The following is a 25688-nucleotide window of genomic DNA, read 5'->3' on the forward strand; positions in this document are numbered from 1 at the left end:
ATGGGCAGCTTGCCTTCATCCATTCACCACCCGAAGAGGAACCTCATGCTTCGTCGCACATTTCAATGGGCCCTGCCGGCCGTCTTGCTGACCATCGCCGTCGGCGCGGCCGCGCAAGGCCGTACCGAGCTGCTGGTCTACACGGCGCTCGAAGCGGACCAGGTGCAGGCTTACAAGGCGGCCTTCGAGAAGGACAACCCGAGCATCGAACTGAAATTCGTCCGCGACTCGACGGGCATCGTCACTGCCAAGCTGCTGGCGGAAAAGGCCAATCCGCAGGCCGACGTCGTCTGGGGACTCGCCGCGACATCGCTGATGCTGCTGGACAAGGAAGGCATGCTCCAGCCCTATGCCCCGAAGGGCCTGAGCGCCGTCAAACCGACCATGCGTGACAGCGCCAATCCGCCCAAGTGGGTCGGCATGGACGTGTGGTCGTCCGCGATCTGCTTCAACACGGTCGAAGCGCAGAAGAAGAACTTGCCGAAGCCCACGAGCTGGGCCGACCTCACGAACCCTGTCTACAAGGGCCAGATCACGATGCCGAACCCGGCCGCGTCAGGAACCGGCTACCTGATGGTCTCGGGCTGGATCCAGATGATGGGCGAGCAGAAGGCCTGGCAGTTCATGGACGCCCTGCACCAGAACATCGGCATCTACAGCCAGTCCGGCAGCAAGCCTTGCCGCCAGGCGGGTGCGGGCGAGTTCGCGTTGGGCATGTCCTTCGAATACCGCGCCAACAAGACCAAGCGCGACGGCGCTCCTATCGATATCGTGTTGCCGAAGGAGGGCCTCGGCTGGGACATGGAGGCTACCGGCGTCATGAAGACCACCAAAAAGCCCGAAGCCGCAAAGGCGCTGGCGGACTGGGCCGCGACGAAACAGGCCAACGAGCTCTACGCGAAGAACTTTGCAGTGCTCGCGCTGCCAGGCATTCAGGAAAAGCTGGAATTCGTGCCGGGCGACGTCGAGAAGCTGCTGGCCAAAAACGACTTCGACTGGGCGGCGGCGAATCGCGAGCGCATCCTCGCCGAATGGTCTAGCCGCTATGAATCCAAATCGGAGAAGAAGGCGCCGCAGTGAGTTTTCTTTCCCTGCGCGGCATTGGCAAGTCGTTCGGCGCCACGCGGGTGCTGGACGGTATCGACCTGGACGTCGAGCCCGGTGAGTTCGTGTGTCTGCTCGGGCCCTCGGGCTGCGGCAAGACGACGCTGCTGCGCATCGTTTGCGGCATCGAGCACTCGGACGCAGGCAAGCTGCATTTGAATGGGCAGGACATTGGCAACCTGCCGCCGGCGGCGCGCGGCTTCGGCGTGGTGTTCCAGTCGTATGCCTTGTTCCCCAACCTCACGGCGGCGCAGAACATCGCCTATGGCCTGCAGCCCACCGGCGCGCTCGCGCGAGAGATCGCCAAGCGCTCGCGCGAGATGCTCGATCTCGTCGGCCTTGCGGGGCACGCCGACAAGTACCCCGTGCAGCTTTCGGGCGGCCAGCAGCAGCGTGTGGCTCTGGCACGTGCGCTCGCGCCGAATCCGCGATTGCTACTCTTGGATGAGCCGCTTTCCGCGCTCGATGCGCAAGTGCGCGCGAGCCTTCGCGGCGAGATCCGCGCACTGCAGAAGCGGCTTGGCGTGGTGACGATCATGGTCACGCACGACCAGGAGGAAGCGCTCTCGATGGCCGACCGTGTCGTGTTGATGCACGACGGCCGCATCGAGCAGGCGGGCACACCCGGCGAGCTCTATCGCCGGCCGCGCACGCGCTTCGTCGCGAGCTTCGTCGGGCGCATGAACATGCTGGCTGCGACTGTGCTGCCCGAAGGCAAGGTGCGCGTGCGCGACAGCGAGCTGCTTTGCGCTTCGGGCGAGGTCGACGTGGGCGCGCAAGCGACGGTCGGCATCCGTCCCGAGGATGTGGTGGTCCGCCGCTTTGGCGACGATGCTGGCCCCAACAGCTTTGCGGCCCGGCTGCTCGGCACCGAATTCTTCGGCCATCGCACTGCGGCGCGTCTGGCCTGCGAACCGCTGGGTATCGAGATCGAGGCGGATATGCCTATGGACCATCGCGCCGCTGATCCGCTGGTGCCCAGCAGCATGGTGCACATCCAGTTGCCGCAGCACGCGTTGTCGGTGCTGGCGCGTTGAGCACGCTCCTCTATCGCCTGGAGCCGTCGCGGCGGCGTGGCGTCTTCGATCGGGACCGCTGGCTGGTCGGCGTTGCCGCTTCGATAGCCTTGATGGTGCTGGTCATCATCGTGGCCCTCCCGGTCGGCGCCCTCGTTGGGCAGAGCTTTTTCGACAGAGCCGGGGCCTTCGTCGGCCTGGCGAACTTCGCGCGGTATCTCGACAACCCTGCGCTAGTGCGCTCGGCGTTCAACAGTGTCTGGCTTGCGGCGGTAAGTGCGCTGCTGTGTACGGGCATCGCCTACGTCTATGCGTACGGGCTCACGCTGTCGTGCATGCGCGGCAAGGCGCTGCTGCGTGCGGTTGCGCTCTTGCCGCTGCTGGCGCCGTCGCTGCTGCCGGCCATCAGCCTCGTCTATCTCTTCGGCAACCAGGGCATATTCAAGGCGTGGCTCGGAGACGTGTCGATCTATGGGCCTCTGGGCATCGTCCTCGGCTCAGTGTTCTGGACCTTGCCGCATGCGCTGCTCATCCTCACCACGGCCATGTCGACGTCCGACGGCCGGCTCTACGAGGCCGCGGAGACGCTCGGCGCGTCACGCTGGCGCATCTTCCGCACGGTGACCTTGCCGGCGTCGCGCTATGGGCTGATCGTCGCAAGCATGGTGGTGTTCGTGCTCGTCATCACCGACTTCGGCGTCCCCAAGGTGGTGGGCGGCCAGACCGGTGTGCTCGCCACCGACATCTACAAGCAGGTGGTCGGGCAGCAGAATTTCCAGATGGGCGCGGTCGTGGGGTTCGTGCTGCTTGTGCCGGCCGTGCTGTCTTTCATCGTGGAGCGCCGCGTTCGCCGGCGGCAAGCCGCGGCCTTGTCGGCACGTGCCACGCCGCACGTGCCCGAGCCGGTGCCCGCTCGCGACCGTGCGCTGTTGCTGGCCTGCGTCCTGATCGCCGCCTGCATCCTCGTGATGATCGGCATGGCGGTCTTCGCGTCGCTGGCGACCTATTGGCCCTACCAGCTTGCGCCATCGCTCAAGAACTACGACTTCGGCAACATGGATGGCGGCGGCTGGGGCAGCTATGTCAATTCGCTGCGCCTTGCGGTCGGCGCGGCAGTGGCAGGGGCTGTCGCGACCTTTCTTTCGGCTTATCTCGTCGAAAAGCCGCGCCACTTCGGGTTGCTGCGCGAACTGCTCAACCTCCTGGCGAACCTGCCTCTCGCAGTGCCTGGACTGGTGCTTGGCGTGGGCTACATCTTCTTTTTCAATTTGCCATCGAATCCGCTGCACGGGCTCTATGGCGGCATGACCCTCCTGGTGGTGTGCACGGTGGCCCATTTCTTCTCGGTCGCGCACCTCACGTCGCTGACCGCGCTGCGCCAGCTCGACCGCGAATACGAACTCGTCTCCGAATCGATGGGCATTCCCTTCTGGCGGACGCTATGGCGCGTGCACTTGCCGGTCACACTGCCCGCCGTGCTCGACGTCGCGGGCTACTTCTTCGTCAACGCGATGACCACGGTGTCGGCGGTGGTCTTTCTCTACTCGCCCCAAACGACACTGGCGGCGATCGCCGTGCTGAACATGGACGATGCCGGCGACGTCGCGCCGGCCGCCGCCATGGCGTCACTGATCATGCTCACGGCCGCGATCGGCCGCGGCCTTTTTGCATGGGCCGCACGTTCGGCGCTCGCCAAGACCCAAGCCTGGAGAAATCGATGAGTGCAGCAGGCCCCTCTTTTGATGTGATCGTGGTGGGCGCCGGCATCGTCGGCCTTGCGCATGCATATACCGCTGCCACGAGCGGCCTGAAGGTCTGCGTAGTGGAGCGCGACGCCGCATGCGTCGGCGCATCGATCCGCAACTTCGGCTTCGTGACTGTCACGGGACAGGCTCCTGGCGACACCTGGCGCCGCGCGATGCACTCGCGCAACGTGTGGGCGGCCGTCGCGCCGCAAGCCGGCATCGACATTGTTCATCGGCACCTGTGGCTGGCCGCCTATCGACCGGAGGCTCATGCGGTGCTCGAAGCGTTCTTGCGCACGCCGATGGGCGAGGCGTGCCAACTGCTGGAGGTTGCCGAGGCCCAGGCCAAGGCGCCGGCGCTGCGCCTGGAAGAAGCGCGCTCCGTGCTGTTCAGTCCGCATGAACTGCGGGTGGAGTCACGCACGGCCATCGGCCTGCTGACGCGCTGGCTGGCCGAAGTACACGGCGTGGAGTTCCGCTTTTCCGAAGCCGTGCTCGAAGTCGAAACACCGCGCGTGCGCACGTCACTAGGCAGTTTGCACGCGGAGCGCGTCGTCGTCTGCACCAACGCGGAATTGCACGGTCTCTTTGCGGACCGCATCGCCCCCCATGCACTGAGCCTCTGTCGGTTGCAGATGCTGCGCGTCCGGCCGGAAGCCGGTTTCCGCCTGCCGGGCTCGGTAATGATGGATCTGAGCCTCGTGCGCTACGAGGGCTACAGCACGCTTCCTGAGGCGGCAGCGTTGCGCACGCGCCTGGAGCAAGAGGAAGCCGATTCGCTGGCGCACGGCATTCACCTGATCGTCGTGCAGAGCGCAGATGGCTCGCTGGTGGTCGGTGATTCCCATCACTACAGCGCCGCGCCAGAACCTTTCGCGATGGAAGAGGTGGACCGATTGATCCTGCGACATCTGCGCTCCACGCTCGATCTGGAGCAGGCGCAAATTACGGAGCGCTGGGCCGGCGTCTATCCCTCGTCGCCCGAACTGCCCTGCGTGATCGACACACCGGACGATGCCACGCGCGTGGTGCTGGTCACCAGCGGCACGGGTGCGAGCACCGGCTTCGGCATCGCGCGCGATGTCTTCGATGCATGGTGAAAAGACACGAGCAAGCCCTGTTCAGGCAGTGTGCGGGTGCCTTGCGCGCTCATACAGCGTGCGGGCAAGTTCGCGGTGCCTCGCCAGCAGCGGGGCAAGCTCGACGTCGACCATTCGACCTTCGCGAATCCGCACGCGCCCGTTGACGACGCTCAACGCCGCGTGGGCCGGCTGACAGAAGACGAGTGCGGCCACCGGGTCGTGCCCGGCGCCTGCATGCCCGACACCACGCAAATCGAAGGCCACGATGTCCGCGGACATGCCTGGCGCCAGCGCGCCGATGTCGTCGCGGCCCAGCACGCGCGCGCCGCCGAGCGTGGCGATCTCCAGCGCTTGGCGTGCGGTCATTGCCGCCGGTCCGTAGCCGACGCGCTGAAGCAGCAGCGCCTGCCGCGCTTCGCCCAGCATGTGAGCGCCATCGTTCGACGCGCTGCCGTCCACGCCCAGGCCCACCGGAACGCCTGCACGGCGCATTGCACCGATGGGAGCGATGCCCGACGCCAGGCGCATGTTCGAGCAAGGGCAATGCGCCACGCCGGTTCCGGTGCGGCCGAAGAGCGCGATGCCGGCCTCGTCCAGCTTCACGCAGTGCGCGTGCCAGACGTCGCGGCCGACCCAGCCGAGGTCTTCGGCATATTCGGCGGGCGTCATGCCGAACTTCTCGCGCGAATAGGCGATGTCGTTGTCGTTCTCCGCGAGGTGCGTATGCAGCGACACGCCCCGTTCACGCGCCAGTTCGGCGGAAAGCCGCATCAGATCGCGCGAAACAGAAAAGGGCGAGCAAGGTGCCAGCACGATGCGACGCATCGCGTGGCGCGAAGCGTCGTGCCAGCGGTCGATGAGCCGTTCGCTGTCGCGCAGGATGGCGTCTTCGGCCTCGACGACTTCGTCCGGCGGCAGGCCGCCGAGGCTCTGGCCCACGCTCATGCTCCCGCGCGACGCATGAAAGCGCATGCCCATCGCATCGGCCGCCTCGATGGAATCGTCCAGCCGCGAGCCGTTCGGAAAGAGGTACAGATGGTCGCTGGTCGTCGTGCAGCCCGACAGCATGAGTTCGGCCATTGCAGTCTGTGTCGACACGCGGATCATCTCGGGTGTGATGCGCGCCCACAGCAGGTACAGATTGCTGAGCCATCCAAAGAGCTCCGCGTCCTGCGCTTCGGGCACCGCGCGCGTGAGGCTCTGGTACATGTGATGGTGCGTATTGACCAATCCCGGCATCACCACGTGGCCTTGCATGTCGATTGCATCGGCCTCGCCACTGCGCAACGCCTCGGCGTAGGTCGCCGGCAGTTCGGAAGTCGGTCCGGCCCATGCGACCGCCGGCCCTTCGGCGACGACCGCCCCGTCGGCGATCTCGCGGCGAGCAGCGTCCATGGTGACCAGCACGTCGGCGTGGCGGATGATCAGCGGGCGATGAGTTGTCGGCGGAGAGGACATGTCGATCGGTTCCCTCTGATGAGTCGCGTTCTCAGCGCTCGTTGCTGATGCCGCTGGAGACATGGCCGGCGGGCACGTGCCGCGCCGCCGCATCGACGTGGCCTGTCTGATCGTCGAAGAAAAAATCGGGTTCGAACTCGCGCAGGAATTCGCCCTTGGCGAGCCCGCCCAGGAACATGGCCTCGTCGACTTTGATGTTCCAGTTCATCAGCGTGCGAATGGCGCGCTCATGTGCCGGCGCACTGCGCGCTGTGACGAGCGCGGTGCGAATCCGCATGGCCGGATTGCTCGCACGCTGCAGCCGGTGCAGCGCTGCGAGCAAAGGCTTGAAAGGCCCTTCTGGCAGCGGAAGTTCGGCTTTGCTGGATTCGTGCTGCTGAAAGGCGTCCAGCCCTTGGGCCTGGAAAACGCGTTCGGCTTCGTCGCTGAAGAGCACCGCGTCGCCGTCGAATGCAATGCGGACTTCGTTCGGATAGGCATCGCTCGCGTGGACCGATTCGACCAGCACCCGTGCGGCCGGAAAGCCCGCGCCGAGCGCCTCGCGCACGTCTTCGGCGTTGACCGAGAGAAACAGGTGCGCCCGCAAGGGCCGCAGATAGCCGAAAGGCGGACGGCCTTGCGTGAAAACACCCCGCTGCAGCGTGATGCCGTTGGCCACGCCTGATCGGAACACGCGCATGCCGGAGACCGGGTCGTTGCGCGACAGGATCACGACTTCGACGCGCTGTTTGCCGTCGTCGTTGAAGCGCAGCAGTTTGCGCACGAGCGAATAGGCGATGCCGGGTTTCGCCGGCACGTCCAGTCTTTCGAGCTGAAGCTTCATGTAGCCGGCGTCGTCGCCCGATTCGAAGATGCGGTTTTCTTCTTCGAGATTGAAGAGCGCGCGCGACGAGATCGCAACGACCAGCTTGTCTTCGAGGGAGACAGCCATACGCTACTTCACGAATTGATTGAGCTGGATGATCGGCATCAGCACCGCCAGCACGATCAGCATGACGACGCCGCCCATTGCCACGATCAGCAGCGGTTCGAGAATGGTGGCGAGATGCATCGCGCGCCGCTGGACCTCGGCACCGAGTTGATTCGCGGCGCGTTGAAGCATCAGCGGCAGCGTGCCGGTCTGCTCGCCCAGCCGCGCGAACATCGAGACGATGCCTGGAAATCGCTTCTTCTGCGCCAGTGCGGAGGCCAGCGGTGCGCCTTCACGCACCAGCACCAGCGCATCGAGCGCATCGGCTCGCATGGCGCGGTTGCCCAGTGTTTCGGACGCGGCCTGGAGCGCACGCAGGATGGGAACGCCGGCCGTGGCGAGCATCGCCAAGGTGCTGGCAAAGCGTGCAGCGTTGTAGCCGCGCGAAAGCTTGCCCACCAGCGGCAGGTTGAGCCAGGCGGCATCGAATCTTTCGCGGAACGCCGACCGCGCCAGCGCCATCCGGCTGACGATGACCCCGACGACAACGATCCCCAGCATCACCCAGCCGTAATTGCGTACGAAGTCACTCAGCGCCAGCATGGCGACGGTGAGGATCGGCAACGCGCGCTTGGTGCCGGCGAACACGTTGGCGACCTGCGGCACCACATAGCTCACGAGGAAGATCACGATCACGATCGCGACCAGGGTCACGATGGCCGGGTAGAGCGCGGCACCGACCAGCTTCTGTTGCAGCGCCTGTCGCTGTTCGAGGTCGTCGGCCAGCCGCTCCAGCACCAGGCCGAGATTGCCGCTTTGCTCGCCAGCGCCGATCACCGCGGTGTAGATGGGCGAGAACTCGCGTGGATGTTGCGCCAGCGCGCGGCCGAAGGGGGAGCCCGCGTTGACTTCCGCGCGCAGCGACGCCACGAGATTGCGCTGCGCTTCGGATTCGGCTTCGTCGGTCAGCGCCGTGAGCGCTCTTTCGAGCGGCAGCCCGGAGGACACCAGGCCGGCGATCTGGCGCGTCCAGACGGCGAGCGTCGTGGAATTGAAGATGCGGCCGCCGCCGAACATCCGGCGCCAACCGCCCGAAGCGGGCGCTCCACCGCTTTCGACACTGCCGACCGACGTCACCGTCAGCGGAATCAGCGCCTGGGCTCGCAACATGCCGCGCGCACTGCGAGCGGTATCGGCTTCGAGCACGCCCTTGCGGGGTTGCCCCTGTTGGTCTATGGCTTCAAACGAATAGGCAGGCATGGAGTGCAGGCATGGAGTGCAGCATGGACCGCATTGTCAACGCTCGGCAATCCGATTCGCCGTGCGGCTTTCAGAACATCAGAACGGCAGATCGCCAGAACGCACGCCCCAGACGGCTTGCCGAGCTATTCGCGAGTGACGCGGAGCAATTCTGCGCGCGACGTGACGCCGGTCTTCACCAGGCGTTCGCCGTCTTCGCGCATGGAGCGCAGGCCGCCGCGTTCGGCTGCGACGAAGATCTGGCTTTCGGGGGCGCGGTTGTGGATCAGCGATTGCACGGTGTCGTCGGCCACGAGCAGTTCGAAGATGCCTGTACGGCCCTGGTAGCCCGTCTGGCCGCAGGCATCGCACCCTACCGGTGTCGCTTCGCCGTTGTGGCCGGGCACCGAGCACACCGGGCACAACTTGCGCACCAGCCGCTGTGCCAGCACGCCAAGCAGCGACGAACTGAGCAGGAAGGGCTCGACGCCCATGTCGGTCAGGCGTGTGACGGCGCTGACGGAATCGTTGGTGTGCAGCGTCGCGAGCACCAGGTGCCCCGTGAGCGAAGCCTGGATGGCGATCTGGGCGGTTTCGAAGTCCCGGATTTCGCCGATCATGATGACGTCCGGGTCCTGGCGCAGGATCGCGCGCAGCGCCTTCGCGAAGGTGAGCTCGATCTTGGCGTTGACCTGCGTCTGCCCGACTCCCGACAGTTCGTATTCGATCGGGTCTTCGACCGTCATGATGTTGCTGCTGCCGGCGTCGAGCCGGCTGAGCGCCGCATAGAGCGTCGTCGTCTTGCCCGAGCCGGTCGGCCCCGTCACGAGAATGATGCCGTGTGGCTGCTCGATCAAATGTTCAAAGCGCGCGAGCGTGTCGCCCAGCATGCCGACCGATTCGAGTGTGAGCTTGCTTTCGGACTTGTCCAGCAAGCGCAGCACCGCCCGCTCTCCGTGCGCCGAAGGCAGCGTCGACACGCGAACGTCGACCGCCCGCGTACCGATGCGCAAGCTGATCCGGCCGTCCTGCGGCAGGCGCTTTTCGGAGATATCGAGGTCGGCCATGATCTTCAGCCGTGAGATCAGCGCGGCGTGCAAGGCTCGATTGGGCTGGACCACTTCGCGCAGCGTGCCGTCGATACGGAAACGCACCGACGATGTCCGCTCATAGGGCTCGATATGGATGTCGCTCGCGCCGTCGCGCGCCGCCTGCGTGAGCAGCGCGTTGAGCATGCGGATGATCGGCGCGTCGCCGGCCGATTCGAGCAAGTCCTCGACCGCCGGGAGCTCCTGCATCATGCGCGAGAGATCGGCGTCGCTCTGCACTTCGCTGACGACCGCCGCCGCATTCGATTCGCCCTGCGCGTAGGCCGCGCTGATGCGCTGCGCAAGCTGCTCGGGTGGGAGCGGCTCGAAGGTCTTGACCTGGTATTTGCGAAGGACTTCGCCCAGCGCGCTGCGCGGCGGCACCTTCGGCATCCACAGCGTGAAGCCGTCGTCTGATTCTTCAAGCAGCAACTGCTGGCCGCGGGCGAAAGCGTAGGGGAGGGGATAGCGCACGGCCAGAACTCTAGGGCAATTCGCGCTGCGTTGCAGGGTCTGCCGTCGGTGGCAACGCACCCTTCAGGGTTGCGCGATTCGCCGGCAGCGGATCGGTCGGCGTCAGGGGTGGCGGCACGAGGTGCGTGCCTTCGATCCGGCGGTCCGAATTGGGCAGCGCCGGCAGCGGCGGCAGGATGGCGGACTCGTCCACGTTGCGCAGCATGATGTTCTTTTCGGGCTGCGAGGACTGTTGCAGGCCGCGGATCGAGTCGTAGCGATCGAGCGTGAGCTGTTCGCTCGTGCTGTTGTCGCGGATCACCACGGGCCGCAGAAACACCATCAGGTTGGTCTTCGTGCGGGTCCGGGTTTCGTTCTTGAAAAGATTGCCGAGGATGGGGATGTCGCCCGCCAGCGGTATCTTCTCGTTGCTCTTGGAGTATTCGTCCTGCAGCAGCCCGCCGAGCACGACGATGCTGCCGTCTTCGACGAGCACGCTCGATTCGATGCTGCGCTTGTTGGTGGTTGGCCCGTTCACGTTGTTGACGGTCGCCTGGTCGACCGTCGAGACCTCCTGGAAGATCTGCAGCTTGACCGTGTTGGCCTCGTTGATCGTCGGGCGCACGCGCAGTGTCAGGCCGACGTCCTTGCGCTCGATCGTCTGGAAGGGGTTGACCGAGCCGTTGGCGGCGCCGGTGTTGGTGAACTGCCCCGTGAGGAAGGGCACGTTCTGGCCGATGATGATCTTCGCTTCCTCGTTGTCGAGCGTCAGGAGATTGGGTGTGGAGAGCACGTTGCCTTCGCCGTTGCTCTCGAAGAGGCGCGCAAGGAAGCTCAGGATGTATTGGCCTCCGTATTGCCTGCCGACGCCGATGTTGATGCCCGTCGAGGGGCGCGTCGCCGGATTCTTGGTGGCAATGCCCACGGCCAGGTCGACGATGTTCTGCCCGGCGATGCTCGAATTGGTGCCGATGAAGCCGACGTTGCGGTCGCCATTGCTGCCGATGCCCGTCTGCCACTGGACGCCGAAGTCGGCCGCTTTCTGGGCATTGACTTCGACGATCAGGCTTTCGACCAGGACCTGCGCGCGCCTGCCATCGAGGCGGTCGATCACGGCTCGCATCTGCCGGTATTGCGGCTCGGGCGCGGTGATGATCAGCGAGTTGGTGGAGGGGTCGGCCTGGATCTGGCCTCCCGTCGACGGCTGGTTGGCATTGTTCAGCGGCGCCGTCGCCGCGGGGTTCTGGCCCATGCCGCCGCTCTGGTTGGCGCCCGTCTGTGCCGCTGCGGAAAGCGCCGTTGCGCCGGTTTGCTGCAGATTGGTCCCCGCGCCGCCCGCGCCCGTGGCGCCGGAACCGCCGCGCGCCTCGGCGGACATCGCGGCGCGCAATGTGGTCGCCAGCTTGACCGCATCGGCGTTCTTCAGATAGACCACGTACACGTTGCCCGCGGCCCCGTTTCCGGTGTCGAGGGGTGCGCGATCGAGCTTGTCGATCAGCGTGCGGACCAGTTGGGCGCGTGCCGGATTGGCGGCGCGCACGATGATCGAGTTGCCGCGCGGGTCCGCGAGCAGTGTCGTGCGGAACGATGCGTCCGCCGTACCGGGCGCGGCCCCTTGCACAGGGCCGCCCGTGCTGCTGCCGCCTTCGAGAAGTCGCGTGACCAGGGGCACCATGTCGGTCGCCACGGAGTGCTTGAGCTGGATGACGTCGATGTCGGAGGCGTTCGGCACGTCGAGCGCCGCGACGATGCGTGCGAGGCGGCGCATGTTTTCCGCATAGTCGGTGATGACCAGCGAGTTGTTGCCAGGGTTGACGTTGATCGTGTTGTTGGGCGCGATCAACGGGCGCAGCACGGGCAGCAGGTTGTTGGCCGACTCGTAGTTGAGCTTGAACACCTGCGTGATGATCTGGTTGCCGCTCACGCTCGATGGCGTGGGCGTCGATGTGGTCACCGCGCTGCTCTGCAGCTTGGCGTCGGCTTCCGGCACCACCTTGGAGAGGCCTTCGGACTGCACGATCGCAAAGCCCTGGAGGCGCAGTGCCGCGGCAAACTGGTTGAAGGCCGCCTCGGGGGAGATGGCCCGATCCGTCTGCAGCGTGATCGTGCCCTTGACGCGCGGATCGACCACCACGTCACGACCGGTCACGACCGCCATGGTTCGCGCGACCGATTCGATCTCGGCGTTGGTGAAATTCAGCGTGATCGGCTCGCCGCGGCGGGGTGCAGCGACTTCCTGCGCAAACGCGAAGGGGGGCATGCAGGCCGCGACCAGCATCTGCGCTGCGAGCGCGAGAGTGCCGATGCGGGTGCCGTAGGAAGTTCTTGGCTTCATGGTCAACCCAATGTGATGAGCGAGCGTGCACCTTCGCGCCGCCCAATGATGTTCAACAAGTTCGAAAGTGCGTCTTCCCGCCCCGGAGCGGCGCTGGCTTCGCCGTCGAAATGCAGTGCGGTCCCACTCCATCGGCCGCTGCCGTTGAGTTGCAGGCTCCCGTCAAGGGTGGTCAGCAGGATGGTCGGCGACGACCCTCCTTCGAGAGCAATGCGATAGCTGCCCATCGGCCGCAAGGTCGACAGGCTCGATGAGATATCGACCGCATCGAGCGTGGCGCGGCCCGCGATTGCCAGCCGGGGGCCGCTCCAGCGCAGGTTGAATGCCTGCATTGAAACGTCCAGCATGCCTTCGAGCTTGAGCGTGTTCCATGGCGCACCGAAGCCGGTGAGCAGCGCCGCCGGCCAGCGGGATTGGCCGTCGCGCCAGTCGAGTTCGAGCCCGTTCCCGCGCGGGCGGGCCCGGAACTCCAGCGGCTTGACGGCGCAGCACGGAATGTCGAGCGCAGCCGTCACGCCATCCCATCGCGGCCGAACCGTCCAGCCGAGCGTGCCCGGCAGGGAGACGGGCTCGGCACCGCCGACACCGCTCGCGAACACGAGGCCAGCCGTGCCGGTCCAGACCGTGCCGCGCGCATTGACGAGCTGCAGATGGCCGTTGGTCCACTGCGAGAGTCCGGCGGCGAGCCAGCGTGCCGGCGCGAAGAACGACACCGCCAGTGCGATGCCGATCAGCGAACCCAGCAGGGCCCAGCGCCAGCCGGCAGCGGCTGAAGTGGGGGTTGAGCGAGAAGTGGCCATTGCGGACTCAGCGTGCCGGCAGGCTCATGACCAGGGTGCCGTCCCAGCGCGCGCCGGAGGGCCCCGTTCCCGACGGGGGCGCTTTGTCGGACTGGGTGGATTGGGTCGATGGGGTGGACTGCGGTGACTGCGTATTGCGCGTCAGGTGCACTTCACGAGGTACGGCGCGCGCATTGCTGCGGGCCTGTGTGAACCACTGCGCGAGAGCATCGGCGGTCGCGCCGCGCAGCGCGATGGTCGCGCCTTCTCCGGCACCGGCGGATTGAAGCTGGGCGGCGCCGCCGAGGTCCTGACGGACCGATGTTTCCAGGCTGCGCATGGCGTCGTCGCGGGTCGCGCGGGGCTGCGACTGCAAGGCCTTTGCCTGCGCCTGGAGGTTGACCATCTGCTGCAGCTGAGCATCGAGCTGGGCGTGTTCGGCGGGCGCTGAAGTGAGGGTGCGCAAGGCAGGCGCCAGCGCCACCCACCAGAAGAGGGCGACCAGCACCAGCGTCACCGCCCCGAGGATCATGCGTTGTTCGCGAACGTCCAATTCAGACCACCAGGCTTGGCGGCGCGCCTCGAGGGCTTTGAACCCCTTCATCGGGCGGCCTCCGCCTGGACCAGGAGCAGGTCTCCCTCGGTGCGTGCGCTGTATCCGCGCGATGAAAGTGCGGATGTCACGGTGCCCGTCTCCGAGGGTTGCAGGCCGAGGCCGCGCAGGCGCAGTTGCCCGGCGGTGAAGTCGATGGCGGTCGGCGTTCGGCCTTTGGGAAGGCTGGCTGCCAAGGCACTGAGCATGGGTTCGAGGTCGCTGGCGGTGACGCCGCCGGTGGACTGCTGCAGTGCCGCGACTTCGCGCGTCATCTGGACGGGTGCATCGACCACCAGTTGCACTGACGGAAAAGTTTGCGTGAGCACATTGCGGACGGCACTGCGCTTAGCGGCCAGGGCGTTGCGCTCTTTCCAGGCCCACGCATTGAGGCCGATCAGTTGCGTCAGCAGCAGGATCAACACGCCCCAGCGGGCGGCGCGCCACCGGGGTGCGCGCCAGAGCTCGCGCGCGACAGCGACGGCTTTCTTGCTCGCGCGGGCTCGCCCGGTGGATGCGAGTTCGAATTGCGCCAGGTCCCACGGCGATTGCGTGGCCTGGAGCCAACGCTCCGCCGGCAGGACGATGGGAACGCGCTGCCCGAGCACGCTTTCGGCCAATTCGGCGACCGCCGGTTCGGCCAGCGCGGTCGAGCCCGGGGGAAGCGGGCCGGCCAGCGACAGCGCGGCGCTGTCCAGCGGCAATATGGCCACGCCCTCGGTGCCGCAGACGACGCAAAGCGGCGCGTCCGGTTCGCCAATGGCCGTGAGCGTCGATGGGACGCCAGGGGGCCGCGGCGTGAATTCGGGGACGATGCGCGTCACGCGCCGGCCGGCCGCTTCGAGCGTCTGCACCGCGCTCTGCAGCCACAGCCGGTTGCATGCCGCTACCCATGCCGGGACATCGGCGCGAGCACCGGGCTCAATGGCGAAATGCATGGATTCGGGATCGTCGAGGAGGCGATCCTCGAGCAGGCCATTGAGTACAGAGCGGAGGCGCGCACTGCTGCTCAGGCTGCCCTGCGGCAGTATCACCTGATGCCAAGAAATGGCGGCGGCGGGTACGCCGACGATCGTTTCGTCGCTCGTCGGCAACAGGGCTGCGGGGGCGGTCCCCTGCGACCGCAGCTTGCGGCCATCGCTGGACCAGTCCGCCCAGCCGTATTCGGTGGTGGCCGATCCGGACGTGACAGGAATGGTTACAAGCAGCACAGGCGTCCGAGGAGGTAAAGGGCCGTCATTGTAGGAGCGTGACCACAGTGGTTGCTACTGATTTGATAGCGACTTGCCCTGATGCTATGGGCGTCGCGCTCATTTGTGACCCAAAACGAAAGCAAAGGCAAAACCTTCAGGACTTGGGCGGCGGCAACGTGGCGCCTGCGCCACGTTCGCGCCACACGATCCGGACGTCGAGGTTGTCGCGCCTGAGCAGCGTTTGCTCTTCGATCCACGCGTTGTCCAAGCGCAACCGCGCATGCACTTCGAAGTAGTTGGTCGATACGCCTTGCTGTCCTTCGACGAATTGGGTCGAGCTTTCCTGGACGAGCGCGCTGGCGTCGGCGGTGGACTTGAAGTACTTCCGCGCCCTGGCTTCGACCAGCCTCTTGGCGCCCGCCAGGTCGAGCTTGGGCATGCTGGCGTAGATCACCTCGGCGCTGGCGGTGTTCAGATTGATGGGCGTGCTGGTGGGCAAGACGGTGACGTAGGGCTCGAGCGCCGCGGCGGTGGAGGGCGAAAGGCCTAGCCAGACCAGTTGTGAGGTGTGCTGTGGCATCAAGGGGCCGGTGGTGGCGACGCCCGTGGGTGCGACTGTCGCCGCCGCCGTGGCCGCGGCGGTGTCGCTCGACCCCGTGCTCGACGTGGTGTCCGTCACCGTGCCCGAGTTGTTGGTCGGCACCGTGGCCGCAGCGGGAAGGGCGCGTTGCAGGTTGCTCCTCAGCGTCTCGACCTCGCTGGCGGGCAGCCCCAGGAGAGTGAACAGTTTATTGAACGCCTGCACATAGGCTTCGACCGGCTTCCCGTTCTGGATGAGGTTTCTCACGTTGAGCTTGGATTGCGCGTCGATGATGCGTCCGGAGAGAAACGCATCCGGCAGACCTTCGAGTTGGTCGCTGGAGATGTTCTTGTCGGCGGCCAGGAAGCTCGCCAGCTTGGCTTCTGCCAGTGGAATCGCCCAAGGCTCGGCCAGGTAGTCGGCGCCGGTGTTGGCGCGTGAGTCTTCGCGCAGGATCAGGCGCGACCAGTCGAGCGCTCCGATCAGCACCCACCCGGCTTGCATGCGCGCGCGCTCGGCGCTTTCGACTTCGGTGGCACGCCATTGCTGCCAGAGCGCCGCCACTGCAAAGGTCGCCACCAGCGTGACGGTGAGCATGGCGGTGAGCAATGCCGCACCACGCTGAGCCGGTTTGTGTCCGCGCATGTTCATGATTTCGGTACCGTCACGGAAGGGCGCACCCAGTCGCGGACGATCTGCCCTGCCAGGGCTGCGCCCGGCGGAAGGCCAATCACCAATCGAACGCCGTCTGGCAGAGGTGTGCTCGTCCCGAGCGTTTCAGAGCTGACGGCCGGTCCCCAGGCGTCGTTGCGGAAGTAGGCGATTTGCCAATCCGTCAGCGGCATCAGGTCGACCTGCGCGTCGCCCGCCTGATTGCCGCCGCCTTGCGCCCAGGCAGAAGCGCGGTCCCATGCCTGCTGCCATTCGTCGTGCGTGGCGAAGCCAGGTGACTGCCACCGGCTCCAATGGGTGCCGTTGGCGGAGTCGGTGCGCAGGGTCCAGGCTACGACGAAGACGGAGGGCACGGCGTTGTCGGTGCTGCGCCGGGTGAGCCGCAACACACGTCCGTCCCAGTCCATGGCGGGGGTTTGCTGCAGGGCCACGGTGGCGTCGAGGTCGGCGCCCCATTGCGACAGCGTGGTTTGCAACGTGAGCACGCCGTCGCCGCGTTCGCGATTCACGGCCTGCGAGCGCGCCATGCCGTCGAGGCCGCGCCAGCTCATCAGCGCAAGCAGCGCCATGACGGCGATCGCCACCAGGAGCTCAATGAGGGTGAAGCCGCGCGACGTCCGCATCAGTAGCGTCCCACGACCGTGGAGATCCCGAACACGGGCGCACCGTCGGCATCGCGCACCTGCACGTCCACGCGGCGAAAGTTCGGATTCAACGTTGGGGTTGTCGAGACGATCACCCCAAACGCCGTATTGGCCTGCGTACAGGTCAGCCCCGCATCCCCGATGGCCGGCATCTGCTTTGCCAGGCGCGCCTTGATCAGCTCGTTTTCGGCGCAGATCTGGGCCAGCATCACGTCCGATTGGCGCTGCGCATTTCGGGTCAGCGCCATCGTCGCCTGGGTGCCGGCCATCAGCGCGATGGCGACGATGCCCAGGGCGACGAGCACCTCGATCAGCGTGAAGCCGGCTTGGCGGAACCGGGCCTTGGCGTGAGGGCGCGTCAGCTTCATTGTGGAATCACCGCGAAAGGCCGCAGCCCGTCGGTGCCGATGATGAGGCTGCGGCTGGGCGGTCCCTGCGCCGTCATCAGCACCTGTTGCGCCGCGATGATGGGGTCCGGGCCCAACTGCAGCGCGCCGACGGCGACGCCGCCCGGGGCCATGGGTTGTGCCGAGATGCCTTCGGAGAGCCATCTCGTAGGCAGCGAGCCCGAAGGCAGCCCGTCGAAGCTGAAGTTGCCTGGGCCCTGCGGCGTGGGGCGCCATCGCACGACGACTCCGCTGGCTCGCGACTGCGCACGGGCGGATTCGAGCAAGGCGGCGAGCCTTTCGGCCTCACGGTCGAGAGAAGCCTGGCTGGTGTCGCGTATGGCAAACCCGACGCCTGCCGTAGCCAGCGCGATGATCGCGATCACCACCAGCAACTCGAGCAGCGTGAAGCCGCCCGTCCCGCCGCGAATCTCGTGGGTCCGACGGCGGCGGAGCCTACTGCCAGCTGCCGATGTCGGCATTCTTGCCCTCGCCGCCGGGCTGGCCATCAGCGCCGAGCGAAAGCACGTCGATTTCGCCCTTGATGCCCGGATTCAGATACTGGTAGGGATGCCCCCAGGGATCGTTGGGCAGCTTGTCGATGTAGGGCTTCCAGTTGGGTACGGCCGGGCCGGTGGTGGGGCGGGCGACCAGTGCCTGCAGGCCTTGATCGCCCGAGGGATAGCGCTGGTTGTCGAGCCGGTAGAGCTTGAGCGCCTGCATCAGGTTGTTGATGTCGGTCTTGGCGGCGGTGACGCGGGCGTCGTCGGCACGTTCGATGACGTTCGGGACGATCAACGCGGCAAGCACCCCGATGATGACCAGCACGACCATCAGCTCGATGAGCGTGAAGCCGCGCTGGAGCGAGCGCGAAAGAGAGCGGTGAGAAAGGGGCATGGAAGGAATTGACGCGTGGGAGTGGCGGCGACTGCCGCATCCGCTGAATGATAATCCGCCTCCATGGCAGTTCCTTACGCACCCGCCCGATGGCCCGTCGCCGTCACGACGACGGCTTTCTGGGCGCTCGCGGCGGCGAGCATCGTGTTCTGGGGATTGCGGCTGGCCGCGCCCTCGGACGCTATCGCACCGCCCGCCGTGGCCAAGGCGCAGGCGGAGCCGGATCCCGCGGCTGTGGCGCAGATGCTCGGAGCCGTGTCGGCGCAGTCCGCGGCCGCGACACCCGAGGCGGCGAGCCGCTTTGCGCTGCTGGGCGTGGTGGCCGATGCCGACCAGCAAGGGGCCGCGCTCATTGCCGTCGACGGCAAGCCGCCGCGCCCCTTCAAAGTCGGCGCGACCGTTGCGGAAGGTTACGTACTGCAATCAGTCAGCACCCGTGCCGCATCGCTTGGCGCCAGCGTCGACACGTCGCCGGCATTGACGCTGCAATTGCCGACGCGTCCGCTGGCCGTCATGTCGCCGCCGACGCCTCTCGAGGGCGGAGCAGTTGCAGCGCCAAGGGCCCCGGGAGCGCTCGGAGTGCCGGGTGCATCCGCGCCGCCCCTGACAAGGCCGCCAGCACCGCGCCGCTGAACGCGCTCCCTCAAGACTGCAAGAACAGCCGATACGCCGGGTTGTCCGTTTCTTCGACGAAGGGATAGCCCAGCGCCTGCAGAAATTCGTCGAAGGCCGCAGTATCGGCCGCAGGCACCTGGAGCCCGACGAGGATGCGCCCGTAGTCCGCGCCCTGGTTCCGATAGTGGAAGAGGCTGATGTTCCAGTTCGGTCGCAAGAGGCTCAGGAACTTCAAAAGCGCCCCCGGACGTTCCGGAAATACAAACCGCAGAAGGCGTTCGTCGTGCGCGAGCCCCGAGCGGCCTCCCACCATGTGCCGGATGTGTTCCTTGGCCAGTTCGTCGTGCGTGAGGTCGATCGCGCCGAAGCCATGTTCCACGAAGGTATCCGCAATCGTCCTGGATTCGCCTCGGGTCGTCGTCGTCAATCCCACAAAGACGTGGGCTTCCTTGGCTTCGCTGATGCGGTAGTTGAACTCCGTCACGTTGCGCGATGCGCCCGGCAATTGCCCGACCAATTCGCAAAAGCGCCGGAAGCTGCCTCGCTCTTCGGGGATCGTCACCGCCAACAGCGCCTCGCGCTCTTCGCCGACCTCGGCGCGTTCGGCCACGAAGCGCAGCCGGTCAAAGTTCATGTTGGCGCCGCAAAGGATGGCGGCATAGGTTTCGCCGCGCGTGCCGCGTTCCTCGACGTACTGCTTGATCGCAGCCACCGCGAGCGCGCCCGCGGGCTCGACGATGCTGCGCGTGTCGATGAAGACGTCCTTGATTCCCGCGCAGACCGCGTCCGTGTCGACGGAAATGAACTCGTCCACCAGATTCGACGCCAGACGGAACGTTTCCTCGCCCACCAGCTTGACCGCCGTGCCGTCGGAGAACAGGCCGACGTCGGGCAGTGTCACGCGCTCATGCGCCGCGACCGACTGGATCATCGCGTCCGAATCGTTCATCTGCACGCCGATCACCTTGATCTCGGGCCGCACAGCCTTGATGTAGCTCGCGACGCCTGCCACGAGCCCGCCGCCGCCAATGGCGACGAACACCGCATGCAGCGGCCCCTGGTGCTGGCGAAGAATCTCCATCGCGATCGTGCCCTGGCCGGCGATCACGTCGGGATCGTCGAAAGGATGTACGAAGGTCAGGCCGTGCGCCTTTTGCTGCTCGAGCGCATACACGTAGGCATCCGAATAGCTGTCGCCGTGCAGATGCACCTCGCCGCCGAGGGCTCGCACGGCGTCGATCTTGAGTTGGGGCGTTGTCACCGGCATCACGACCACCGCTCGCGCTCCGAGCTTGCGCGCGCCCAGCGCCACGCCTTGCGCATGATTGCCGGCCGACGCGCAGATCACGCCGCTGGCGAGCTGTTCGGGACTCAGATGCGCCATCTTGTTGTAGGCGCCTCGCAGCTTGAAGCTGAAGACGGGCTGCTGGTCTTCGCGCTTGAGCAGAATGGTGTTGCCCAGCCGGGCGCTGAGCGCGCGTGCCGGTTCGAGGGCCGATTCGACCGCGACGTCATAGACACGCGCAGTCAGGATTCGCTTGAGGTAGTCGGCCGGGGTGAGGTTGACGCCAGGGGGCTTGGTCGTGGACATAGGGCCGCGATCATAGGCTCAAGAAAAAAGCCCCGGGCCTTGCGGCTCGGGGCTAAATCCACCAATTGGGAGGGTGGAGGAGACAACCGGTGCACACGGTGTCGTGTGCGATGAAATAAAGTATATCGACTGTTTGTTGCATTGCAACAAGGGCGTGGCGCTTTTCGAACACAAATTCACGCTGGCGAGAGCTTTTGTCTGCCGATGGTGGAACCTCTTGAACCGGCAGAACCTGGAGTCAGCAAGATGGAATGCACAGTGAGTTGGACCGGCAATACCGGCGCGAGATCTGCGATGGGCTTCGTCGCCGAAACGGGAACCGGCCACGTCCTCATGATGGACGGCGCCCCCGATGCGGCAAAGCCTGAAAACGGCGGGCAGAACCTTGCCGCGCGACCGATGGAGACTCTGCTCGCCGGCACCGGCGGTTGCACGGCCTACGACGTGGTGTTGATCCTGAAGCGGGGCCGGCACCAGGTCGAGCGCTGCAGCGTCAAGCTGACGAGCGAGCGCGCCGAAAAAGATCCAAAAGTATTCACGAAAATTCACATGCACTTTACGGTGGCCGGCAAAGGCGTCCCCGCCACAGCCGTCGAAAGGGCAATCGCGCTGAGTCATGAGACCTATTGCTCAGCGAGCGTCATGCTCGGCAAAACGGCCGAAATCACGACCAGCTTCGAGCTGATCGAACTCTAGGGGCAAGCGGCCCGCTCAGATGCGGTGCGCGACGGTCGTCATCACGCGCGCCGTCGCTCGCATCAATGCCTTGGCCGACGGCGGCAATTCTTTGGCGCCTGCACTCCAGGCTTGCGATGCATGTCGCGCTTCATCCAGCTTCATCTGGTTGATGACCGCCCTCGATTCGGTGTCGCCTGCCGGTAGCCTGTCCAGGTGGCCGTCGAGGTGCGCTTCGACTTGGCGCTCGGTTTCCGCCACGAACCCCAAGCTCAGCGCGTCGCCAAGACGTCCTGCAACAAGGCCCAGTCCGAAAGCGCCGGCGTACCACAGCGGATTCAACATCGAAGGCCGTGCGCCCAGGTCGTCGAGCCGTTGCTGCGTCCAGGCGAGGTGGTCGGTCTCTTCGCGCGCCGCGTTGCTGAAGTGCACGCGCAATTCGGCATTGCGGGTCACGGCCGCCTGCGCTGTGTAAAGGGCCTGTGCACAGACTTCCCCCACGTGATTGACCCGCATCAGGGCGCCCGCTTCGCGGCGTTCCGCGTCGTTCAGGGCACCCGAAGGGGAGTCGGGCGGCGGGGTCGGCCGGGTGGCGTGCGGTTTGGCAAAGAGGGTACGCAGCGCCGCGTCTGCTACCCCGAGCAAGGAGTCGAGCGATCGGTTCATGAGGCGATTGGAACCCAACTGCGACCCCACTGCGGCCCGTAACAAATCGTGCGACTTAAGTTTCACATCGTGAAGGCATGGTTGGCGCGCTGGCTTTGTTGCAACAGTGCAACGAAACGCCAGACACGGCTGGTTTTTCGGGCGAATTGTTTTGCCCTGACCGATCGGCTCTGGTGCAATAGCGACAACTTCCCAAAAGGAGGTTGGCCCGGGGTCCGGTGGGAGCACAAAAGTGCCAGTCACGGTGAGCCCTTCGCACCGGAGCCCTATGTTTAACCTTGGAGAAACTTGCAATGAAAAAATCCCTAGTTGCCTTGGCTGCTCTGGCTGTCGCCGGTGTTGCCTCGGCCCAGTCGTCCGTGACGCTGTTCGGCGTGGTTGACGCTGCTGTCAGCAGCTACTCGAATACGTCGGAAACGGCTTTCGGTACCAGCATCAAGACGAGCCAAACCGCCCTGAGCAATTCGGGCTACAACTCCAGCCGTCTGGGCTTCCGCGGTACGGAAGATCTGGGTGGCGGTCTTGCAGCCAGCTTCTGGCTCGAAGCTGCTCTGGGCAACGACAACGGCACCGCTGGTGTTGGCAACATCACGACCGCTAGCAGCCAGTTCTTCAACCGTCGTTCGACGGTGAGCCTGTCGGGTGCTTTCGGTGAAGTCCGCCTCGGTCGCGACTACGTGCCGACCTTCTGGAACGACACCGTGTTCGATCCGTTCGGCACCAACGGCGTTGGCACCAACCTGATCTCGACGGCTAGCGGCTACGGTCCTGGCGCACCCAGCGGCTTCATCGCCAACACGAACTACGTGCGTGCAAACAACTCGGTCGGCTACTTCCTGCCGCCGAACCTGGGTGGTTTCTACGGTCAGGTGATGTACGCCATGAACGAGAACGTTAGCTACGATCCGGGCAGCCTGACGCCTCCTGGCGCCACCGCCTTCATCGCTAACCCGACCGCTCCTGGTACCAATGGCCGCGCTGGCCGTTACATCGGTGGTCGCGTCGGCTACGCCAACGGCCCGTTGGATGTCGCTCTGGCTTACGGTCAAAGCACCATTGCTTCGAACTACTTCGCCGGTACGACGAACAACCTCGACATCTGGAACCTCGGCGCTTCGTGGGACTTCGGTGTTGTGAAGCTGTTCGGTGAATACTCGAACAACAAGCTCAAGACCGACAGCACGTCTGGCGTTGTCTCCGGCCTGACCAACCCGTTCGCATTCCGCGAGCCGGGCGCCAATGGCGGCCTGATCGGTGTGACCGTGCCGGTCGGCCCTGGCCTGATCCGCGCTTCGTACTCGACCGTCAAGTACAACAACACCAGCAACATCAACCAGCTGACCGGCCTGTTCGCAGATCCGAAGGCTGACAAGTGGGCTCTGGGCTACGTGCACAACCTGTCGAAGCGTACGGCCCTGTACGCAACGGTGGGCTACGTGAACAACAAGGACGGCGCTGCTCTGATCGTTGGCGGCCCGGCCTTCTACACGACCCCGGTTGCTGTTGGCGGTGTGGCGTTCACGCCCGTTGCACAACACTCGGTCGGCTACGACTTCGGTATCCGTCACGCTTTCTGATCTGACGCTGGCGTAAGCCAGCATCAATGGGAAGTCTTGAAAGCCACCCGACGAAAGTCGGGTGGCTTTTTTCATGGTGCGGACCTCGGGGAACTCCTGCTTGGGCATGCACTTTGCTCTGCTAGCATGAATGAACATTTCGTCTGTTGAATGATCGCTTTCATATTGCGCCGGTTGATCCAGGCCGTGATCGTCATGGTCGCGGTTGCCTTCATCGCCTTCCTTCTTTTCCAGTACGTGGGCGACCCGGTCGTGTTCTTGCTCGGGCAGGACGCAAAGCCCCAGCAGATTCGCGAACTGCGCGCCGCCCTGGGGCTCGACCAGCCGTTTTTCGTGCAGTTCTGGCACTTCCTTGTCAACGCCGCACAGGGTGAATTCGGACTGAGTCTCCGCCAAGGCGCGAAGGTCTCGCGGCTCATCGCAGAGCGCTTTCCGGCCACGCTCGAGCTGTCCATGGTCGCTGCGGTCCTCGCTCTCGTCATCGGCATTCCGATGGGTGTCTACGCCGCGCTGCGGCGCGGCAGCTTCATGAGCCAGATGTTCATGACGCTCTCTCTTTTGGGCGTCTCGCTGCCGACCTTTCTCATCGGCATCCTGCTGATCCTCGTCTTTGCGGTGCTGCTCGGATGGTTCCCCAGCTTCGGGCGCGGCGAGACCGTGCGGCTCGGCTGGTGGAGCACCGGCCTTCTCAGCAGGGACGGCTGGATTCACATCGTGTTGCCCGCTGCAACACTCGCCATCTTCCAGCTCACGCTGATCATGCGTCTCGTGCGCGCCGAGATGCTCGAGGTACTGCGCACCGACTACATCAAGTTCGCACGCGCACGGGGCCTTTCCGATCGGTCGATCCACTTCGGGCACGCGCTCAAGAACACGCTGGTGCCCGTGATGACGATCACTGGACTTCAGCTGGGCGGGCTCATCGCCTTTTCGATCATCACCGAGTCGGTGTTCCAGTGGCCCGGCATGGGCCTGCTCTTCATTCAGGCGGTCACCTTTGCCGACATCCCGGTGATGGCCGCGTATCTTTGCCTGATCGCGCTTATCTTTGTCGTCATCAATCTTGTGGTCGATCTGCTCTACTTTGTGGTCGATCCGCGATTGCGTGTCGGTAATGCTGGAGCACATTGATGACTGAGCCACGTCTGCAAGCGGCCGGAAGAGCGTTCGCGCACATTGCCCGCTTCTATCCCGAGATCACCGCATTCCGCCGCGATCTGCACGCGCATCCCGAACTCGGTTTCGAGGAGATCTACACCTCGGGCCGCGTCGCCGAAGCCCTGCGCGCCTGTGGCGTCGACGAGATCCATACCGGCATCGGCAAGACGGGCGTGGTGGGTGTGGTCCGCGGCAACTCGACGGCCAGCGGCCGCATGATCGGACTGCGCGCCGACATGGACGCATTGCCGATGTGCGAAGACAACGATTTCGCATGGCGCTCCGCCAAGAAGGGGCTCATGCATGGCTGCGGCCATGACGGGCACACGACGATGCTCGTAGGTGCGGCACGCTATCTCGCGGAAACACGCAATTTCGACGGCACCGCCGTGTTGATCTTCCAACCGGGCGAAGAAGGCTTTGCCGGTGCGCGCGTGATGATCGAGGACGGCCTCTTCGATCGCTTTCCGGTGCAGTCGGTGTATGCAATGCACAACTGGCCCGGCATGCCCGCAGGCACTGTCGGCATCAATCGCGGCGCCATGATGGCCGCGGCGGACCGCATCACGATCGAGGTCACAGGCAAGGGCGGGCATGGTGCGCACGCCTATCTCACGGTTGATCCGGTGGTGGTGTCCGCGCACATCATCACGGCGGTGCAGAGCATCGTGTCGCGCAACGTGCGGCCCATCGATGCCGCCGTGATCAGCATCTGCGCGGTGAGCGCCGGCGATCTCGGTGCCATGAGCGTGGTGCCCGGAAAGGCAACGCTCGTGGGGACGGTGCGGACCTTCAGTTCGCGCGTGCAGGAGCAGGTGGAGCAGCGGCTTGCCGAACTGTGCAGTGCCGTCGCGGCTGGCTTCGGCGCGACCGCGCAAGTGAAGTTCGAGCGCATCTACCCCGCAACCATCAACACCGCGCCGGAAGCTCAGTTTGCCGGCGACGTCGCGCAATCACTGGTCGGCGCGCACAACGTCGAGCGCAACATGGAGCCGAGCATGGGCGCCGAGGATTTCTCCTTCATGCTGCAGAAAAAGGCGGGTGCCTATCTGCGCATCGGGCAGGACGCCAGGGGCGGCGCCTTCCTGCACAACAGCCGGTATGACTTCAATGACGAGATCCTGCCGCTCGGCGCCGCATTGCATGCGGGACTGATCGAGCAGGGCATGCCGCTGGCCGCGACGGCCGGCAAATCCAGAAACAAGTTGGCCCAGACGGCCTCTTGATCCTTTC

The 25688-nt window shown here is 65.4% G+C and carries 24 protein-coding genes; 9 read left to right on the forward strand and 15 right to left on the reverse strand.

The window, feature by feature from the left end:
* Positions 1–45: 45 nt before the first annotated feature.
* From AC1DEK_RS11340 to AC1DEK_RS11355, 4 genes are all read left to right on the forward strand, one after another.
* Complete coding sequence (locus tag AC1DEK_RS11340) at positions 46–1080, forward strand: putative 2-aminoethylphosphonate ABC transporter substrate-binding protein (protein WP_478125336.1); 1035 nt, start codon at positions 46–48, stop codon at positions 1078–1080.
* On the forward strand, positions 1077–2141 hold the full coding sequence (locus tag AC1DEK_RS11345) for an ABC transporter ATP-binding protein (protein WP_478125337.1): 1065 nt from the start codon (positions 1077–1079) through the stop codon (positions 2139–2141). The genes AC1DEK_RS11340 and AC1DEK_RS11345 overlap by 4 nt, the downstream gene beginning before the upstream one ends.
* 92 nt (positions 2142–2233) lie before the next feature.
* Positions 2234–3841 (forward strand): putative 2-aminoethylphosphonate ABC transporter permease subunit, encoded by a 1608-nt coding sequence (locus AC1DEK_RS11350; RefSeq protein ID WP_478125828.1) that lies wholly within the window; start codon positions 2234–2236, stop codon positions 3839–3841.
* Entirely contained in the window at positions 3838–4965 is a 1128-nt protein-coding gene (locus AC1DEK_RS11355; protein ID WP_478125338.1) for a TIGR03364 family FAD-dependent oxidoreductase, read from the forward strand. Before AC1DEK_RS11350 ends, AC1DEK_RS11355 begins: the two co-directional genes overlap by 4 nt.
* Positions 4966–4986: 21 nt before the next feature.
* On the opposite strand, the gene AC1DEK_RS11360 is transcribed toward AC1DEK_RS11355, so the two are convergent.
* The 13 genes from AC1DEK_RS11360 to gspG all read right to left on the reverse strand — a co-directional run bounded on the left by AC1DEK_RS11360 (position 4987) and on the right by gspG (position 18173).
* Entirely contained in the window at positions 4987–6405 is a 1419-nt protein-coding gene (locus AC1DEK_RS11360; RefSeq protein ID WP_478125339.1) for an 8-oxoguanine deaminase, read from the reverse strand.
* A gap of 31 nt (positions 6406–6436) precedes the next feature.
* Positions 6437–7336, reverse strand: coding sequence for a 5'-nucleotidase (locus AC1DEK_RS11365; protein WP_478125340.1), 900 nt, complete (start codon positions 7334–7336; stop codon positions 6437–6439).
* A gap of 3 nt (positions 7337–7339) precedes the next feature.
* Positions 7340–8575, reverse strand: coding sequence for a type II secretion system inner membrane protein GspF (gene gspF, locus AC1DEK_RS11370; RefSeq protein WP_478125341.1), 1236 nt, complete (start codon positions 8573–8575; stop codon positions 7340–7342).
* Between the two features lie 125 nt (positions 8576–8700).
* Positions 8701–10116, reverse strand: a complete 1416-nt coding sequence (gene gspE / locus AC1DEK_RS11375; RefSeq protein ID WP_478125342.1) for a type II secretion system ATPase GspE — start codon at positions 10114–10116, stop codon at positions 8701–8703.
* Between the two features lie 10 nt (positions 10117–10126).
* Complete coding sequence (gene gspD / locus AC1DEK_RS11380) at positions 10127–12430, reverse strand: type II secretion system secretin GspD (protein WP_478125343.1); 2304 nt, start codon at positions 12428–12430, stop codon at positions 10127–10129.
* A 2-nt stretch (positions 12431–12432) separates the two neighbouring features.
* The gene (gene gspN / locus AC1DEK_RS11385; protein WP_478125344.1) at positions 12433–13230 is read right to left on the reverse strand and encodes a type II secretion system protein N; all 798 of its coding nucleotides are present in this window, start codon (positions 13228–13230) and stop codon (positions 12433–12435) included.
* Between the two features lie 7 nt (positions 13231–13237).
* A complete protein-coding gene (gspM, locus tag AC1DEK_RS11390) occupies positions 13238–13813 on the reverse strand; it encodes a type II secretion system protein GspM (protein ID WP_478125345.1) in 576 nt (191 codons plus the stop codon).
* Positions 13810–15012: a type II secretion system protein GspL gene (gene gspL / locus AC1DEK_RS11395; protein ID WP_478125346.1), complete on the reverse strand. Its 1203-nt coding sequence runs from the start codon at positions 15010–15012 to the stop codon at positions 13810–13812. Before gspL ends, gspM begins: the two co-directional genes overlap by 4 nt.
* A gap of 136 nt (positions 15013–15148) precedes the next feature.
* Positions 15149–16225 carry a type II secretion system minor pseudopilin GspK gene (gene gspK / locus AC1DEK_RS11400; RefSeq protein ID WP_478125347.1) on the reverse strand — a complete coding sequence of 359 codons (1077 nt, stop codon included), beginning with the start codon at positions 16223–16225 and terminating at the stop codon, positions 15149–15151.
* On the reverse strand, positions 16222–16869 hold the full coding sequence (locus AC1DEK_RS11405) for a PulJ/GspJ family protein (RefSeq protein WP_478125348.1): 648 nt from the start codon (positions 16867–16869) through the stop codon (positions 16222–16224). The genes gspK and AC1DEK_RS11405 overlap by 4 nt, the downstream gene beginning before the upstream one ends.
* Positions 16869–17258 carry a type II secretion system minor pseudopilin GspI gene (gene gspI / locus AC1DEK_RS11410; RefSeq protein WP_478125349.1) on the reverse strand — a complete coding sequence of 130 codons (390 nt, stop codon included), beginning with the start codon at positions 17256–17258 and terminating at the stop codon, positions 16869–16871. The genes AC1DEK_RS11405 and gspI overlap by 1 nt, the downstream gene beginning before the upstream one ends.
* The gene (locus AC1DEK_RS11415; protein WP_478125350.1) at positions 17255–17758 is read right to left on the reverse strand and encodes a prepilin-type N-terminal cleavage/methylation domain-containing protein; all 504 of its coding nucleotides are present in this window, start codon (positions 17756–17758) and stop codon (positions 17255–17257) included. The genes gspI and AC1DEK_RS11415 overlap by 4 nt, the downstream gene beginning before the upstream one ends.
* Positions 17733–18173: a type II secretion system major pseudopilin GspG gene (gene gspG / locus AC1DEK_RS11420; protein WP_478125351.1), complete on the reverse strand. Its 441-nt coding sequence runs from the start codon at positions 18171–18173 to the stop codon at positions 17733–17735. Before gspG ends, AC1DEK_RS11415 begins: the two co-directional genes overlap by 26 nt.
* Positions 18174–18236: 63 nt before the next feature.
* Between gspG and AC1DEK_RS11425 the strand changes: the two genes are divergently transcribed.
* Positions 18237–18806, forward strand: coding sequence for a type II secretion system protein N (locus AC1DEK_RS11425; RefSeq protein WP_478125352.1), 570 nt, complete (start codon positions 18237–18239; stop codon positions 18804–18806).
* A gap of 10 nt (positions 18807–18816) precedes the next feature.
* On the opposite strand, the gene ilvA is transcribed toward AC1DEK_RS11425, so the two are convergent.
* Positions 18817–20379, reverse strand: coding sequence for a threonine ammonia-lyase, biosynthetic (gene ilvA, locus AC1DEK_RS11430; RefSeq protein WP_478125353.1), 1563 nt, complete (start codon positions 20377–20379; stop codon positions 18817–18819).
* A 246-nt stretch (positions 20380–20625) separates the two neighbouring features.
* Here ilvA and AC1DEK_RS11435 point away from each other — a divergent pair, with 246 nt between their 5' ends.
* Entirely contained in the window at positions 20626–21075 is a 450-nt protein-coding gene (locus AC1DEK_RS11435; protein ID WP_478125354.1) for an OsmC family protein, read from the forward strand.
* 15 nt (positions 21076–21090) lie between these two features.
* Here the strand turns inward: AC1DEK_RS11435 and coq7 are convergent, their stop codons facing one another.
* Entirely contained in the window at positions 21091–21720 is a 630-nt protein-coding gene (gene coq7, locus AC1DEK_RS11440; protein WP_478125355.1) for a 2-polyprenyl-3-methyl-6-methoxy-1,4-benzoquinone monooxygenase, read from the reverse strand.
* A 293-nt stretch (positions 21721–22013) separates the two neighbouring features.
* Between coq7 and AC1DEK_RS11445 the strand changes: the two genes are divergently transcribed.
* The 3 genes from AC1DEK_RS11445 (at position 22014) to AC1DEK_RS11455 (ending at position 25681) form a co-directional block, all read left to right on the forward strand.
* Entirely contained in the window at positions 22014–23297 is a 1284-nt protein-coding gene (locus AC1DEK_RS11445; RefSeq protein ID WP_478125829.1) for a porin, read from the forward strand.
* Between the two features lie 150 nt (positions 23298–23447).
* A complete protein-coding gene (locus tag AC1DEK_RS11450) occupies positions 23448–24428 on the forward strand; it encodes an ABC transporter permease (RefSeq protein ID WP_478125356.1) in 981 nt (326 codons plus the stop codon).
* Entirely contained in the window at positions 24428–25681 is a 1254-nt protein-coding gene (locus tag AC1DEK_RS11455) for a M20 aminoacylase family protein (protein ID WP_478125357.1), read from the forward strand. The genes AC1DEK_RS11450 and AC1DEK_RS11455 overlap by 1 nt, the downstream gene beginning before the upstream one ends.
* Positions 25682–25688: the final 7 nt, after the last annotated feature.

The organism is Variovorax sp. 10N420, assembly GCF_056394705.1.